We start from the raw sequence: 14,287 nt of genomic DNA, 5'->3' as shown, positions 1-14,287 counted from the left end.
GCCGCGACGGGGGTGTCTGAGTATGGTGCCGCGAAGTCCAGCGGAGGAGCGCACAGGTGACCCAGAAAGCGCCGATACAAAAAGACGCCTATACCATGATCCTGGAGGCGATCGACGTTGGCACCTTTCGCCCGGGTGACCGGCTGGTTGAAAGCGATCTGGCCGACCGGCTGGGGATGAGCCGCACGCCAATTCGCGAGGCATTACAACGGCTTGAAACCCAATCTCTTTTGTCGCGGGACGGGCGGTCGCTTATCGTGGCGTCGCTGGATCACAACCAATTGGCAGAACTCTATGTGGTGCGCGCCGAGCTGGAGGCGCTGGCGGCGCGGCTGGCGGCGCGTCATGCCACCGCCGAAGAAACCCGGGTGCTGCGCGACATGGTCGAAGACGATCGCGCATTGGTCAACAAACCATCGGCGCTTGCACGCGCGAACCGGCGGTTTCACAAACAAATCCATCTTGCGTCGCATAACCGGTTTCTGGTGCAGCAACTGGATTTGGTGCATCGTTCGATGGCCCTGATGGCCACCACGTCACTGGCGGCCGAAGGCCGGGTGAAAAGGCGCTGGAAGAACATGATGCCATCGTCCGCGCAATCGAGGCGCGCGATGAAGCCGCCGCCAACGACGCGTTGAAATCACATATCTCGGTGGCCTTTGTGACCCGGTTGAAACTGGACAGCATGGCCGACGACTAGGCGTTTGTGACCGCTCCGGGTTTGACCTCCTCGTGGTCCAAAACGGGTTCATCATTGCTGTGACCATGGTCTGTCTTGTCCCAAAAGAACGGGCGATTGATAAGCTCTATCAATGCTTTGTAGGCCGCAATTGATCCCAATGGGAAATAGAACATCAATGTCGGCACCCAGGGGATAAGACGGCGATGTTGCGGGCTGGCCACGGCTGCCATGCCAATGGTCAGGCCCAAAGCCTCGGTCAACAGGAACAGAATCTTGATACCTGTTTCTATGTCCGGACCGAACCAGGTCACCAGCGGATGCGGCAGCCCAAAAATGGCCAACCAGAACGACCATAAGACGGGTGCCATGACGAATTGGCTCAGCGCGCCAAGGAACAGCACCTGAAAGCCAATGAACCCGCGCCATCCCAGATCGCGCAGCAAAACCCGCGGGCGGCGCATATGGACGCGATAGGTTGCCATGTACCCTTTCAGCCAGCGGGATCTTTGCCGGACCCATGGCCACAGGGCGCAATTCGCCTCTTCCAGCGTGACGGAATTTATCATCTGTGTGCGAAAACCGTGTCGCGACAGACGAATGCCCAAATCGGCGTCTTCGGTCACGTTGTGCGCGTCCCATCCCCCCAGATCCTCAAGCACCTGACGACGGCAGAACAGGGTCGTGCCACCCAACGGGATCGGAAGTCGCATCCGCGTCAGCCCCGGTAAAATGACCCGAAACCAAGAGGCATATTCGATGGTGAAACAGCGGGCCAACCAATTGGCATGCGGATTGTAAAAATCTAAAATACCCTGAAGGCAGGCAACATCATCCGGTGCGGTTTCAAAATGGGCGGCAACCAGATCAATCTGGTCGGGTGCTGGATTATCCTCGGCGTCATAGATGCCAAGAATCTCGCCATCGCAAAACCGAATGCCATAGTTCAATGCCCTTGGTTTGGTCGTCAACTCGCCCGGAGGGACAACCAAAATACGCATCCAGGGCGGCAATTCCGCCTTGTCCAATGCGGCCTGGGTTTGTGTGTCCTCCGCCTCAAGCAGCAGAACAACGTCGAGCCGGGATTTGGGATAGGTCAGGCGCGAAAGCCGCGCGACAAGCCGGGTTGCAATGTCTTTTTCTCGAAACAGCGGCACCAACATCGACACTTTGGGCGGCGGTTTGGTCAATTTGGTGGAACCGGTTGCGGTGGACACCAACGGGCCGCGCAATCGGGCGATACATGCCGCAGCTTTCATGTAGGTGATGCAAAACAATGTGAAGATCGCCCAGGTCGCGGCCACACCATAGACCAAGGCCGGAAAGACCGCCGCCACAGTGGCCAAGGCAATTCCAAGCAATGCCATGCGGCGCAGATCCCGGCGGTCGGCGACCACGCGCATGCCACGACAGCTGTCCTCTTCGGGCAGGGCGGTTTCCGCCAGTTTGGACAAAGTTTTGGCATGGGCGGCGGCAATTGCGGCGTGAATATCGGTTTCGGACGCGATCCCCATGACCACCGGGCCGGTTTGGTCGGGCAATAATGCCAACAAATCTTCGAATTGATCCGGGTGGCAGGTGGCCACCACCAATGTTTCGCCAAGCCGATCCCAGGGCATGATGCCATGTTTCAGACAAAACAGCGGGTCCAGCGCGCCATAGCAGTCGGCGTTCGGCGGGGTATCCGTTAAGGTCAGGGAAAGCGCGGCATATTGTGCGGACTGCGCCCGCAGAATATCCTCGCCACTGACCAGACCCTCGGCCAGAAGCACCTGTGGCAGGGGCGCGTGACATTGCGCTTGGATGCCCAGACCCAAAAGCAACTGGTCCGGGGTCAAAACCCCAGTATCCACCAGAATCCGCCCCAGCGGTTGCCGGTAATGTGGGCTGAGGCGCGCGGTTTGTGGGCCGCGCAATTGCACTTTCGAAGGACTCATGTCTCTGGCCTGTTTTCCGCAGGGCCAGAATGACAAATTTTTGCTTAAGGCTTCGTTAACAATATCTTAAGGTAAGGTTAACAGCCCAAGTAAAGTCGCCCGGATCCGTTAACTATTTGCCGCCATTGCCGCGGCAAATTGCTCGAACAAATAGAAACTGTCCTGCGGGCCGGGGCTGGCCTCAGGGTGGTGTTGCACAGAATACACCGCGCGGCCCTCGGATTTCAGCGCAATGCCGCAGTTCGATCCGTCAAACAACGAGACATGCGTTTGCATCACATTGTCCGGCAGGCTGGCGGCGTCGACGGCAAAACCGTGGTTCATCGAGGTGATTTCAACCTTGCCGGATGCCATGTCCTTGACCGGATGGTTGGCGCCGTGGTGGCCGTGGTTCATCTTGATGGTCCGTCCACCAAGCGCCAGGGCAAGCATCTGATGCCCAAGGCAAATCCCGAAAATCGGCAGGTTGGTTTCCGAGATCAGCGTTTGAATCATCGGCACCGCATAGCTGCCGGTGGCCGCCGGATCCCCGGGCCCGTTGGACAGGAACACCCCGTCCGGTTGATGTGCCAGCACCTCTGCCGCTGTGGCCGTGGCGGGCAGCACCGTGACATCACATCCCGCCGAGGCGAGGCAGCGCAGGATATTGCGCTTTGCGCCGAAATCCAGCGCGACAACCTTGTGTTTGGGGCTTTCCTGTTGAGCATAGCCATCCGGCCAGGCCCACCGCATTTCATTCCAACGATAACTTTGCGAACAGGTTACATCCAGCGCGAGGTCAAGCCCCTCCAGCCCCTGAAAGGCGCGGGCCTGGGCGATCAGCGCTTCGAGATCGAAATTCCCGTCGGGATCATGGGCCAGCGCCACATGCGGGGCACCCTGTTGACGGATTGCGCGGGTCAACCGACGGGTGTCGATGCCACCAATGGCAATGCGGCCGCGTGCCGCCAGCCAATCGCCCAATTCCTGTGCCGCGCGCCAGTTCGAGGCATCGGTCGGCATCCATTTGACCACCATACCTTCGGCCACCGGATCGCCGGTTTCGTCATCCTCGGGATTGACGCCGGTATTGCCGATATGGGGGAAGGTGAAGGTCACGACCTGGCCGGCATAAGACGGATCTGTCATGATTTCCTGATAGCCGGTCATGGCGGTGTTGAAGCACAATTCCGCCACCTTGGTGCCGGTTGCGCCAAAACCTGTGCCATAGAAAACCGTGCCATCGGCAAGCGCGAGACAGGCTGTTGGGGTTTGATCGGCGCGCACGGTCATTTCGGCGATTCCATCCATCATGTCGGGTAAATTTGCCGGAACCTAAGGTCTGGCGCCAGCCGGGTCAAGGCCATTGGGCGTTCTGACGCCAAATAGAGTTTCCTATTCTTTACAGTGGGTTATCAAAATAATCTGACGGTTGCCAGCAATCGTTGCATGGCATATTGTGGTGACTTCGATTAACCCATGGGGATGGGACAACATGAGTTTACGCGCAGACATCAATTCAGCGCTCAAACAGGCCATGCGTGACAAGGCCGCTCAGCGGCTGTCAACGTTGCGTCTGATTAGTGCTGCCATCAAGGATCGCGAAATTGCCCTGAGAGGGGAAGGCGAGGAACAGACGGTCGAAGAGACCGATGTTTTGGCCATCCTTGGCAAAATGGTCAAACAGCGCCAGGAAAGCGCACGCACCTATGAAGAGGGTGGTCGGCTGGATCTGGCAGAGCGGGAATTGTCTGAAATCACCGTGATCGAAGAATTCCTGCCGCGCAAGCTTGGCGACGATGAAGTGGCCAAAGCAATCGACGGCGCCGTGAGCGAGGTCGGGGCGACCTCGATCCGCGACATGGGCAAGGTGATGGGAGAGTTGAAATCCCGTTACACCGGTCAGATGGATTTCGGTGCCGTCGGCCCGATGGTCAAAGACCGCTTGGCGCAGGCCTGATCGCGCGTGACCTGATCGGGCCTGAATCAGGCCTGATTTGGGCCGCGATGGATGGTTTTCCGACTTGGTATGACTGCAAGGTCATGCTGAGTCAGAGATCAAGCCGGGCCAAACACCAAACGGTGTCAAACATCAAAATCTGCACGCACTGCCGCGTCATCCGTGACGCGGTAGCGTTGCACGAAGCGTGTCTTGAAGCTGACACGGCCCCGGCGTGCACCAAAATTCTCACCGTGATTCAACAGGTATAGCACCTTGGGTGATTGCAGCGGTGTCAGCGGTCGGCCCGCCAATTGGGCGAGGTAAGGGAACATGCGGTGTTCATGTTGGCTCATCTCGCGCAGATAGTCGATCTCGACGGGGCCATTCGCCAGATCGAACCGGACGGCGGCGCAAGACCCACAGAGTTTCCAAAATGGTTTGCGCAGCGGCATTGACCATCTGCGTGGTCCGGCCAAGGCAAGTGTCGCCGCGCCCTGATCCCACACATATCCGGTTTCGGCGAGGTAGCCTCCGGCGGCCTGATTGCCCAGCATTTCCTTAACCAGATCGGGATGGGCAATATCATCCGCATCAAAGGTCATGGCATAGCCCGCCGCAACCCCAAGATGCGGCAGATAGGTGGTCAGCTGCGCCAGCTTGTGCCATTTGTCATTGCCCGCGACCGGTGTCTCAAACGGCAGAAACGTGATGCGGTGATCGTCGGGCAGGGAGGTTGGGCGGTCCTGTCCACAAACCACCGCCTGCCAGTTCGGATTTGACTGTCGCAAGAGGGCGGTCAGCGTGGCGGTCAGTCTGGTGCAGGTGCCCTGCCAGTCCTGCACATGATGGCGGCCCACCAGCGGGATCAAAAAGACAACTTGCTGTGCCGGTTGTTTCGGCGGCGTCTGGCGTGCCTTCAGCGCTGCGCGTTCCGATGATTGCAGCGTGCGGTCATGACGCAAAAGCCATTCGGCCCCCAGGACTGTGGCGCAGGTCCGTCGCCTGAACCGGGCGGATTTTGATGTTGCGGGGATTTGGGCCATCCAGCCTAGGCCATCCGATAGGGCAGATGGCGCAGCAGATCGCGGTAAAGCGCCTTCCGCTCATCTTCTGACAGAAATGTGCCAATCTCGACTTCACGTCCCGCGCCGCTCAGGGTGACGTAATTTGGCACTGGACCTTCCGAGGTGTGCAAATGTGCCTTGGCCCAGAACGGATTGCAAGACCAGCTCTGATCCGGGCCCTTTGGATTCTGGCGGGTCAAGGATACCTCGGACGGGGTCAGGCGCAGCACCTCCAGGATCTGGCTGTTGCGGCGATTGCGGTCCAGCGCGAACCAGACCCCGGCCAAGGCCAACAACAGAAACGGCAACAACCCCCAAAGCAGTTTTGTGCCCAGCAGCCCATAGAGCGGCATGGTGGCGAAAACAAAAGTTGCCAGAAGAAACGCAGCATAGCCGCGCGCAGGCAGCGATTGATGCGGCCAGAGGCGCAACTCGGCCTCGTCAGATGCGGAATTGTTTAACCAGCAATAGGGCATGGCCAAGATATAGGTATCCGCGATTGCCGCGTCGATGGGAAAATGGGCCGATCAATATGAATTGGGCCGCGATTACCCAGACGTCGTGGGGCAGTGGGCCGTGCATTCGGTGTCGTCTGCCACCGTATCGGTCGGAAAGGTCAGGTTGGGCAGGTTCGGCATGGTAAAGGCCAGAACCGGCGCGGCGGCGACGGTGATCAAAAGGCCGGTCAAAGCGGGAATGGCGATTTTTTGAAACATGGGATTGGTCCGGGACTGCAATGCATGGGGACCTATCGCATGGGCCACCCACCACTGGCGTGCGGTGGGTCACATTTGTTGACGTTTCTGCCCGTTGTGTCGGCCAGTTGCGTTCGCTCACGCGGGCAAAAGAAAAGGCCCGCGAAATTCGCGGGCCTTGGTCTTTTCAACAGGGTGTCAGCAGCTTAATGCGCGTGACCTTTGTCCCAGTCTTCCTGCTTGGGCAGGATTTCGAAAGTATGCTCTGGCGGCGGTGTGGGCAGTGTCCACTCCAGCGTGTCGGCATATTCGTTCCAATAGTTGTTGCGGGTCTCTTTTGCGCCTTTCAGCAGAGCATGGGCAACAATGTAGAAGAACAACAGGAACGAAGCGAAGGAGATGAATGCACCAACCGACGACCAGTAGTTCCAGGTGGCAAAGGCCTCTGGATAGTCGATGTAGCGGCGCGGCATGCCCTGACGGCCCAGGAAGTGTTGCGGGAAGAACGTCAGGTTCGCGCCGATGAAGAACATCCAGAAGTGCAGATGCGCGAGCGGCTCGGAATACTGACGGCCGGTCATCTTGGCGAAGTAGAAATAGATCCCCGAGAAGATCGAGAAGACCGCGCCCAAGCTCATCACATAGTGGAAGTGCGCCACGACATAATATGTGTCGTGATAGGCCCGGTCGACGCCAGCCTGCGACAGAACGATGCCGGTCACGCCGCCCACGGTGAACAGGAACAAGAAGCCCATGGCGAACATCATCGGTGCCTTGAACTCGATCGATCCGCCCCACATGGTCGCGATCCAGCTAAAGATCTTCACGCCGGTCGGAACCGCAATGACCATGGTGGCCATCATGAAATAGCTCTGCTGGGTCAGCGACATGCCAACGGTGTACATGTGGTGTGCCCAGACAACAAAACCCAGCGCGCCAATCGCGATGATCGCCCAGACCATCGGCAGATAGCCGAACACCGGCTTGCGCGAGAAGGTCGAGATCACGTGGGAAATGATGCCGAAACCGGGAACGATCACGATGTACACTTCCGGGTGGCCAAAGAACCACAGGATGTGCTGATAGAGGATCGGGTCGCCACCGCCAGCAGGATCAAAGAAGGTCGTGCCGAAGTTGCGGTCGGTCAGCAACATGGTGATCGCGCCCGCCAGAACCGGCAGGGACAGAAGGATCAGCCAGGCTGTGACAAAGATCGCCCAGGAAAACAGCGGCACCTTGAACAGGGTCATGCCCGGTGCGCGCATGTTGAGGAAGGTGGTGATCATGTTGATCGCGCCCAGGATCGAGCTTGCGCCCGAAACGTGCACGGCAAAGATCGCCAAATCCATCGACAACCCGCCTTCTTTGACGGAGAGCGGCGGATACAGAACCCAACCCACACCAGAACCCAATTGGCCGTTACCGCCCGGCGAAACAACCGAACAGACCGCCAGCATGGTGCCGGCAAAATACAGCCAGTAGGACAGGTTGTTCATCCGCGGGAAGGCCATGTCCGGCGCGCCGATTTGCAGCGGCATGAAATAGTTGCCGAAACCGCCGAACAATGCCGGAATGACGACAAAGAACATCATCAGGATGCCGTGACCGGTGATCAGCACGTTCCACAGATGGCCATTGGGCGTACATGTCGCATCCGAGGCGATCATGCGAGCGCCTTCCATACACATGTATTGTACGCCCGGCTCCATAAGCTCCAGTCGCATGTAAACGGTAAATGCCACCGAGATGAAACCCGCCAAAGCCGAGGTGATCAGGTAGAGAATCCCGATATCCTTGTGGTTGGTGGACATGAACCAGCGGGTAAAGAACCCACGCTGATCTTCATGCTCGTGGCCGTGAATGGCGGCGTCAGCCATGTCGTGCCTCCTGTAGACAAATCTGGGGCATACGCATGTGCGTACACCTGGAATCTAATCCGGTTCTAGAATGTGGCGGCGGTGACGGCAACGGGGGAGTTTGACGCAGATCAAGTATTTTTGTCGCAGTCGGTTGAAAATCAAGAACCGGCAAATGGATGCAGCGGTATTTTGCCGGGCGCGATTTGTCGTGGTGGGATGTTTCGGGGCGGGCCTGTCCGGTTGGGTTCACCGGCAAATCCGCTCTGATCGCGCGCCGATTACAAACGGGCGAGTTCCTGGGACATTTCTTGTGCGATCGCTGTTGCATCTATGCCGGGGCGCTGGGCCGACACCCGCAACCCCAGCAGATCGGATTGATACCGACGGGCGAGGGCGGCTGGCGACTGGTCGGATGTGATCAGCCCCTGAGCCTGTGCCGCGCGAAAGAGATCGGCAAAAGAGGCCTCCATCCGGCGCAGATGTGCGTCGGCCTGATCGGCAAGAGGGTGCGCATGGGCCTGAAGTTCCAGCAATGTCTTGGACAACATACAGGCCTTCGCGGCGGCCTGGGTGTTTTGCAAGACCTGCATCGGAAAGGCCTGCAAGGCGCCGAGCGGGCCCTTGGCCTCTGCCAGGGCCTTCAACCGATCCTGACCGTCGGCGGCATAACGATCCAGCGCCAGTGCAAAAAGCGCATCCTTTGACCCGAACGCGGCATAGAAGCTGCCCGGCTTCATTTTCAATTCCGCCTCCAGATCCTTGAGCGATGTGCCTGCCCAGCCCCGTTTCCAAAACAGATCACGGGCGCGGTTGATCAGATCATCACGGTCATAGGAGGGTTTGCGGGGCATGGGTCACCAATTCTTGAACGATCGCTCAATTATATACTTGAGTGATCGCTCAAGAAAGCCTAAATGTCATCTCGAACATCAACCCAAAAGGACATCCCATGGCTCAGTTCCCCTCGCATGATCTCGATTCCGCCCCCGAAGCCTCCAAGCCGCTGCTGGAAAACTCGCAAAAGGCGTTTGGCCGTCTGCCGGGCCTGCACAAGGTGCTGGCAGAAAGCCCGCAGGCCTATGAAGGCTATCAGGTGCTGCACAAGCTGTTCACCGAAACCGAATTCGACGCGGATGAGATGACCGTGGTCTGGCAGGCGATCAACGTCGAGAACGAATGCCACTACTGCGTCCCGGCCCACACCGGTATTGCCAAGATGATGAAGGTCTCGGACGAGATTTCGAATGCGCTGCGCGATGAAACACCGCTGCCGACCGCAAAGCTCGAAACGCTGCGGACCTTTACATTGAAAATGGTGCGCTCGCGCGGGAATGTCAGCGAAGAAGAGCTGCAGACATTCTTTGATGCCGGCTTCGGCCATCGCGCGGTTCTGGACGTGATTCTCGGCATCGCGCAGAAGACAATGTCGAACTACACCAACCACCTTGCGCAAACGCCGATTGATGATGTGTTCAAGCCGCTGGCCTGGACCCGTTCGGACAAACCTTTGGTCGCATGACCCAGGGATAGTGGTGCGGCGTTTGCCGTATTAATGTCTGGCTCTCGCCCTCGGGCGGGGGCCTTTTGTTTTGTGTCAGGCTAGTTGTGACCGGTTGATTTGCGTCAGGCTGGTATATTTCAGGCGATCTCGCCAAAGATCTCATCGAATTTGGCGCGCAAGGCCACATCCAGATCGTCCATGTTTACCGGCAACCCCAGGTCCACCAGACTGGTGACCCCATGTTCGGTGATGCCACAGGGCACGATCCCGGTGAAATGCTCCAGATTCGGCTCTACGTTGATCGACACCCCGTGAAAGCTGACCCATTTGCGCAGGCGAATGCCGATTGCGGCAATCTTGTCTTCCTGTGGGGCGCCGGTTGCGGTCAGCGGTTTGTCATTGCGCTGGACCCAGACGCCAACCCGGCCTTCGCGAATCTCGCCCTTGACGTTGAAGGCATCCAGCGTTGCAATCACCCAATGTTCCAGCTGCTGGACAAAGCGGCGCACATCGCGACCGCGTTTGCCGACGTCCAACATGACATAGGCCACCCGCTGGCCGGGGCCATGATAGGTATATTGCCCGCCGCGTTTTGACGTATGCACCGGAAAACGGTCTGGATCGGTCAGATCCTCGATCCTTGCGGATGTCCCCGCAGTATAAAGCGGTGGATGTTCCACCAGCCAGATCGCTTCCTGCGCACGGCCCTCGGCAATGGCCGCGGCGCGGGTTTCCATGAATTGGACCGCGTCGTCGTATTCGGTCAGCCCGTCAGAGATTATCCAGTCTACCATGTTGTCGGATCTACACCGCCACCGGGGCGGGGAAAACCCGATTTTCGGTCATTCGGCCATGCATACATGTGGCACCTGATACGCCGTTTGCTCCGATCCCGCGCAGCGACGTGAACGGAAATTAGGGTGGTTGAGAAAAATTCGCGATGGTGCAGGACTTTGCCCTTGGCAATGCTTTGGCAATTGGCTAAACCCCGCAAACCATTCAAAGTGTGCGGTCGTGGCGGAATGGTAGACGCGCAGCGTTGAGGTCGCTGTGGGGTAACACCCGTGAGAGTTCGAGTCTCTCCGACCGCACCAATTTTTCAGAACAATTGTGTCAGGTGGTTGTCTTTACAGACAATTTTCCGACCGTGGGTGTAGGGCGAATGCTGCTTTTCTGAATGTTGCGATTCGACAGGATCGCGTGGGATGGCCCCCCGATGTATCGGGCCGCTTCGGATTTGACGGGCTTTCGCTTCAATGGAACAGGGCTGAGCCCATCGACCAAACCCTTGGGCCAATCTCATTGTGCTTGCCCTGTGGGGCGCGCGCGCGGCGGTAGATGAAACCGCAAAGCGCTGTCTGTAACCCGTCGAATTTTAAGCGAATTCGAATCGGACCCTTCGGATTACACGTCTCATAATTGAGCCCAATCACCTGCCTTGCACGCAATTGGTTCCATTTCGCAAACAGCGCATTGTGCGATAGTCTTTTTTTCAGCGACAGGAACGTGACGCTATAGGGTTGTGTGTCCTCATCAGGCCAGGATCTGCGGCCAGCTATACTTTCGAGAGTGTGCACCAGTATTGTGTATATATTTCATATCCTTAAGAGACACTTTCAGTTCCATTGAGATCAATTAAAACGGGTGTGGGCGACAGATTCGCGACCGTTATCAACTGTTTCCCGAATGAACACGGTCTATTTTTCAGACAATTTCTCCTTTGTTTGAGTTAAGCCAGACCATAATGTTGCATTGCTCGCTGGGGGGCGAAAAATTTGTTGGCCACGGGGGCGGCCGCTGAACCGTTATGCGTCGAAGGACGGATGGGATGTGTCAGGACAAAGTGCGTAGGTGCTTTGCTTGGCGCAAACAGGCGAGAATTGCCTGATGACATGCCCGTCCAGCTTTCGTCAGACGTGTGACACAATGATTGGCGGTATGCGACCCGAACGTTTTTTGAACGTCTGGGAAGCTGTCCTAAAGTGGAAGGTGATGGGGTCTATGATGCCTGATCTGTATCAAATCCGGGGCGCCCGGGGGCTCTCCGATAACAGGGGAATGCACGGGGTCCACAACCCGATGACGTGCGCCGACGGGATTGCTCCATCGAAGGGCGCAATTGTGACACGTCTTTTGTATGCGGCGCGGAAAGATCAAAGCGCAGAAGCGCAGGTCAACAGTTCCGGTAACCAGGTTGCGGGTCACACTGCTGTGACGGCAACCACGTTTGATTTTAACAGTACATGCGAAGGGGGGCGTTGTTAACGTGTCCGATAACATTAAAAACAATGAAGAAAATGGTGGCCCCAACACGGATGGCCTGGACGGAATCGTACAGGGCACAACGGGCGACGATACAATTGACGTCAGCTACACCGGCGACCCCCAGGGCGATATGGTCGACAACAGCGACAATATCTTTTCGACCGACCCGGAAGATTCCGAAGACGACATCATCCAGGCCGGCGACGGCGATGATTCCGTTCTTGCCGGTGACGGCGATAACTCGGTCGAGGGCGGCGAAGGTGGCGACACCCTGAAAAGTGGCGATGGCAGCGACACCATTAATGGTGGCGAAGGCAACGACGAGATTCAGACCGACAACGAAGATCCTGCCATTGACGCAGTGACCTTTCCAACCGTGCCGGTCGACGACGACCCGGAAAACGACCGCGATCTGGTTGACGGCGGTGCCGGCGATGACACGATCACAACCGGCGACGACCGCGACACGATCTTCGGCGGCGAAGGAAATGACGTCATAGAAGGCGGCATCGACGACGACAGCGTCGATGGTGGTGCGGGCAATGATTCCATTACCGATCTCCAAGGTGCCGACACAATCGACGGCGGCGCAGGCGATGATACCATTATTGCCGGAATCGACACCTTCTCTGATTACGTAGGCGACGATCCCAACCTGCCGATCGGTGGCGTGGCTTCGGACCCGAACATCGACGATGGTCGCGATCTGGTCTTTGGTGGTGACGGCAACGATTCCATCATGACCGGCGACGACGCGGACACCATCGACGGTGGCACCGGCAACGACACGATCAATGCCGGCATTGATGACGATACCGTCGACGGCGGCGAAGGTGACGACAGCATTATTGGCGGTCACGGCTCGGATGAAATCTTTGGCGATGCGGGCGACGATTATATCGACGCAAGCGCGCAGACCAGCGCAACGCTGTTCAACAACGAGCCCGATGCCACTGATCCGGTTCCGTACAACGATCTCGACTATGTTGATGGTGGCGCGGGCAATGACACGATCCTTGGCGGCGACGACGACGATACGCTGCTGGGCGGCGACGGCGACGACTTGCTTGATGCGGGCATCGATGATGACGTTCTGGAAGGCGGCGCCGGGTCCGATACGCTGATCGGTGGCGACGGTTTCGACACGCTGATCGGTGGTGCAGATGCCGATACGATCCTCGGTGGCGACGGGCGCGACATGATCCTCGGCAGCGATGTCGGCGACAGCATCGATGGTGGTGACGGTCCGGCCGGTGATGCGGCGGATGGTCTTCCCAATGACTGGGATACGCTGGATCTGACCGGTTCGGTTCCGACGGGCGGGTCGATCTCAATCACCTATACTTCGGCGGATCAGGAAGACGGTACTGTCGAATACTTCGATGACACCGGCACATCGCTTGGCACGTCGACCTTCGAAGATATCGAAGTCATCATCGACCCGACACCGCCGTGCTTTACCCCCGGCACGACAATCGCCACCCCAACCGGCGAACGTCTGATCGAGGATCTGCGCGAAGGTGACCGGATCATCACCCGGGACAATGGCCTGCAGGAAATCCGCTGGATTGGCACAACCGAGCTGACCGGACACCAACTGGCACGGTCGCCGCATATGCGTCCGATCCTGATCCAGGCCGGAAGCCTCGGGCCGAACCTGCCGGAACAGGACATCCTGGTCAGCCCGCAGCACCGGGTTCTGATGAACAGCGACAAGGCGCAGCTCTACTTCGAAGAGCGTGAGGTTCTGGCCCCGGCCAAGCACCTGACCGATCTGGCTGGCGTTGACGAAGTGGGCACCCTGGGTGTGACCTATATCCACTTCATGTTCGACCAGCACGAAGTTGTCCTGTCGAACGGTGTCTGGACCGAAAGCTTCCAGCCCGGCATTCAGACACTGGACGGTCTGGGCGATGCACAGCGTTCGGAAATTCTGGAACTCTTCCCAGAGCTGGACACAGTCGAAGGTCTGGAAGATTACACCGCCGCACGCCGGTCGCTGAAAAAGCACGAAGCAAGACTTCTGGCGCGCTAAGCGCCAGACATTCGATCACGGAATATGCAGCACTCCTTTGCCGATCCGTCGGCGGGGGACGCGAAAGGCCAGAGGCGGGAAACCGCCTCTGGTTTTTTCATTTTGCGACCAAAGCTGGTCGAATTTGCCGCAATTCGGCCCAATTGGCCGTTGTCCATCACACTCCGCAGGAGAGGCTGTTGCGCCGCAATCCTCTCATGGATTGTGCGATTCCCTTATAACAATTTGAATTTGTTTATTTTAATCTGTACCGCGGGATGCGGTCACGCCCCGGCCAGGCGGTTTTGACATGGCGCAATATTTTTTGCCGCCTTCGGCAACAATAGCCGCA

The 14,287-nt window shown here is 57.9% G+C and carries 11 protein-coding genes, 1 tRNA gene and 1 pseudogene; 5 read left to right on the top strand and 8 right to left on the bottom strand.

What is annotated here, in order from left to right:
* Positions 1-95 precede the first annotated feature (95 nt).
* A pseudogene (locus tag AC0L4F_RS07360) lies at positions 96-700 on the top strand (GntR family transcriptional regulator).
* Here AC0L4F_RS07360 and AC0L4F_RS07355 read toward each other — a convergent pair.
* Positions 697-2,616 carry a glycosyltransferase gene (locus AC0L4F_RS07355; RefSeq protein ID WP_244686939.1) on the bottom strand — a complete coding sequence of 640 codons (1,920 nt, stop codon included), beginning with the start codon at positions 2,614-2,616 and terminating at the stop codon, positions 697-699. The pseudogene AC0L4F_RS07360 and the gene AC0L4F_RS07355 sit on opposite strands and share 4 nt — an antisense overlap.
* Positions 2,617-2,724: 108 nt before the next feature.
* Positions 2,725-3,909: a glutamine-hydrolyzing carbamoyl-phosphate synthase small subunit gene (gene carA, locus AC0L4F_RS07350; RefSeq protein WP_244686937.1), complete on the bottom strand. Its 1,185-nt coding sequence runs from the start codon at positions 3,907-3,909 to the stop codon at positions 2,725-2,727.
* 181 nt (positions 3,910-4,090) lie between these two features.
* Between carA and AC0L4F_RS07345 the strand changes: the two genes are divergently transcribed.
* Positions 4,091-4,555 (top strand): GatB/YqeY domain-containing protein, encoded by a 465-nt coding sequence (locus AC0L4F_RS07345; protein ID WP_244686934.1) that lies wholly within the window; start codon positions 4,091-4,093, stop codon positions 4,553-4,555.
* 125 nt (positions 4,556-4,680) lie between these two features.
* On the opposite strand, the gene AC0L4F_RS07340 is transcribed toward AC0L4F_RS07345, so the two are convergent.
* The 5 genes from AC0L4F_RS07340 to AC0L4F_RS07320 form a co-directional block, all read right to left on the bottom strand.
* Complete coding sequence (locus tag AC0L4F_RS07340; protein ID WP_244686932.1) at positions 4,681-5,580, bottom strand: hypothetical protein; 900 nt, start codon at positions 5,578-5,580, stop codon at positions 4,681-4,683.
* A 5-nt stretch (positions 5,581-5,585) separates the two neighbouring features.
* A complete protein-coding gene (locus AC0L4F_RS07335) occupies positions 5,586-6,077 on the bottom strand; it encodes a DUF2244 domain-containing protein (RefSeq protein WP_244687675.1) in 492 nt (163 codons plus the stop codon).
* A 72-nt stretch (positions 6,078-6,149) separates the two neighbouring features.
* Positions 6,150-6,317 (bottom strand): hypothetical protein, encoded by a 168-nt coding sequence (locus AC0L4F_RS07330; RefSeq protein ID WP_244686930.1) that lies wholly within the window; start codon positions 6,315-6,317, stop codon positions 6,150-6,152.
* Positions 6,318-6,502: 185 nt separating this feature from the next.
* Positions 6,503-8,173 (bottom strand): cytochrome c oxidase subunit I, encoded by a 1,671-nt coding sequence (locus AC0L4F_RS07325; RefSeq protein WP_244686928.1) that lies wholly within the window; start codon positions 8,171-8,173, stop codon positions 6,503-6,505.
* A gap of 260 nt (positions 8,174-8,433) precedes the next feature.
* The gene (locus AC0L4F_RS07320) at positions 8,434-9,006 is read right to left on the bottom strand and encodes a TetR/AcrR family transcriptional regulator (RefSeq protein WP_244686926.1); all 573 of its coding nucleotides are present in this window, start codon (positions 9,004-9,006) and stop codon (positions 8,434-8,436) included.
* A 98-nt stretch (positions 9,007-9,104) separates the two neighbouring features.
* On the opposite strand from AC0L4F_RS07320, the gene AC0L4F_RS07315 reads away from it, so the two are divergent.
* Positions 9,105-9,674 (top strand): carboxymuconolactone decarboxylase family protein, encoded by a 570-nt coding sequence (locus tag AC0L4F_RS07315; protein WP_244686923.1) that lies wholly within the window; start codon positions 9,105-9,107, stop codon positions 9,672-9,674.
* Positions 9,675-9,793: 119 nt separating this feature from the next.
* On the opposite strand, the gene lipB is transcribed toward AC0L4F_RS07315, so the two are convergent.
* Positions 9,794-10,450, bottom strand: coding sequence for a lipoyl(octanoyl) transferase LipB (gene lipB / locus AC0L4F_RS07310; protein ID WP_244686921.1), 657 nt, complete (start codon positions 10,448-10,450; stop codon positions 9,794-9,796).
* A 214-nt stretch (positions 10,451-10,664) separates the two neighbouring features.
* On the opposite strand from lipB, the gene AC0L4F_RS07305 reads away from it, so the two are divergent.
* Positions 10,665-10,750 (top strand) — tRNA-Leu (locus AC0L4F_RS07305).
* 1,172 nt (positions 10,751-11,922) lie between these two features.
* Complete coding sequence (locus AC0L4F_RS07300; protein ID WP_244686919.1) at positions 11,923-13,956, top strand: Hint domain-containing protein; 2,034 nt, start codon at positions 11,923-11,925, stop codon at positions 13,954-13,956.
* The last annotated feature ends 331 nt before the right edge of the window (positions 13,957-14,287 follow it).

Source organism: Marinovum sp. J2-8, assembly GCF_055808435.1.
The sequence above is the reverse complement of the archived record's forward strand: the minus strand, read 5'-3'. Positions and strand labels throughout refer to the sequence as shown.

Excerpts from the sequence above, each read along its gene's own strand:
- AC0L4F_RS07315 (WP_244686923.1), top strand. The coding sequence starts at position 9,105 with ATGGCTCAGTTCCCCTCGCATGATCTCGATTCCGCCCCCGAAGCCTCC.
- lipB (WP_244686921.1), bottom strand. The coding sequence starts at position 10,450 with ATGGTAGACTGGATAATCTCTGACGGGCTGACCGAATACGACGACGCG.
- AC0L4F_RS07330 (WP_244686930.1), bottom strand. The coding sequence starts at position 6,317 with ATGTTTCAAAAAATCGCCATTCCCGCTTTGACCGGCCTTTTGATCACC.
- AC0L4F_RS07340 (WP_244686932.1), bottom strand. The coding sequence starts at position 5,580 with ATGGCCCAAATCCCCGCAACATCAAAATCCGCCCGGTTCAGGCGACGG.
- AC0L4F_RS07355 (WP_244686939.1), bottom strand. The coding sequence starts at position 2,616 with ATGAGTCCTTCGAAAGTGCAATTGCGCGGCCCACAAACCGCGCGCCTC.
- AC0L4F_RS07335 (WP_244687675.1), bottom strand. The coding sequence starts at position 6,077 with ATGCCCTATTGCTGGTTAAACAATTCCGCATCTGACGAGGCCGAGTTG.
- AC0L4F_RS07345 (WP_244686934.1), top strand. The coding sequence starts at position 4,091 with ATGAGTTTACGCGCAGACATCAATTCAGCGCTCAAACAGGCCATGCGT.
- AC0L4F_RS07320 (WP_244686926.1), bottom strand. The coding sequence starts at position 9,006 with ATGCCCCGCAAACCCTCCTATGACCGTGATGATCTGATCAACCGCGCC.
- AC0L4F_RS07325 (WP_244686928.1), bottom strand. The coding sequence starts at position 8,173 with ATGGCTGACGCCGCCATTCACGGCCACGAGCATGAAGATCAGCGTGGG.
- carA (WP_244686937.1), bottom strand. The coding sequence starts at position 3,909 with ATGATGGATGGAATCGCCGAAATGACCGTGCGCGCCGATCAAACCCCA.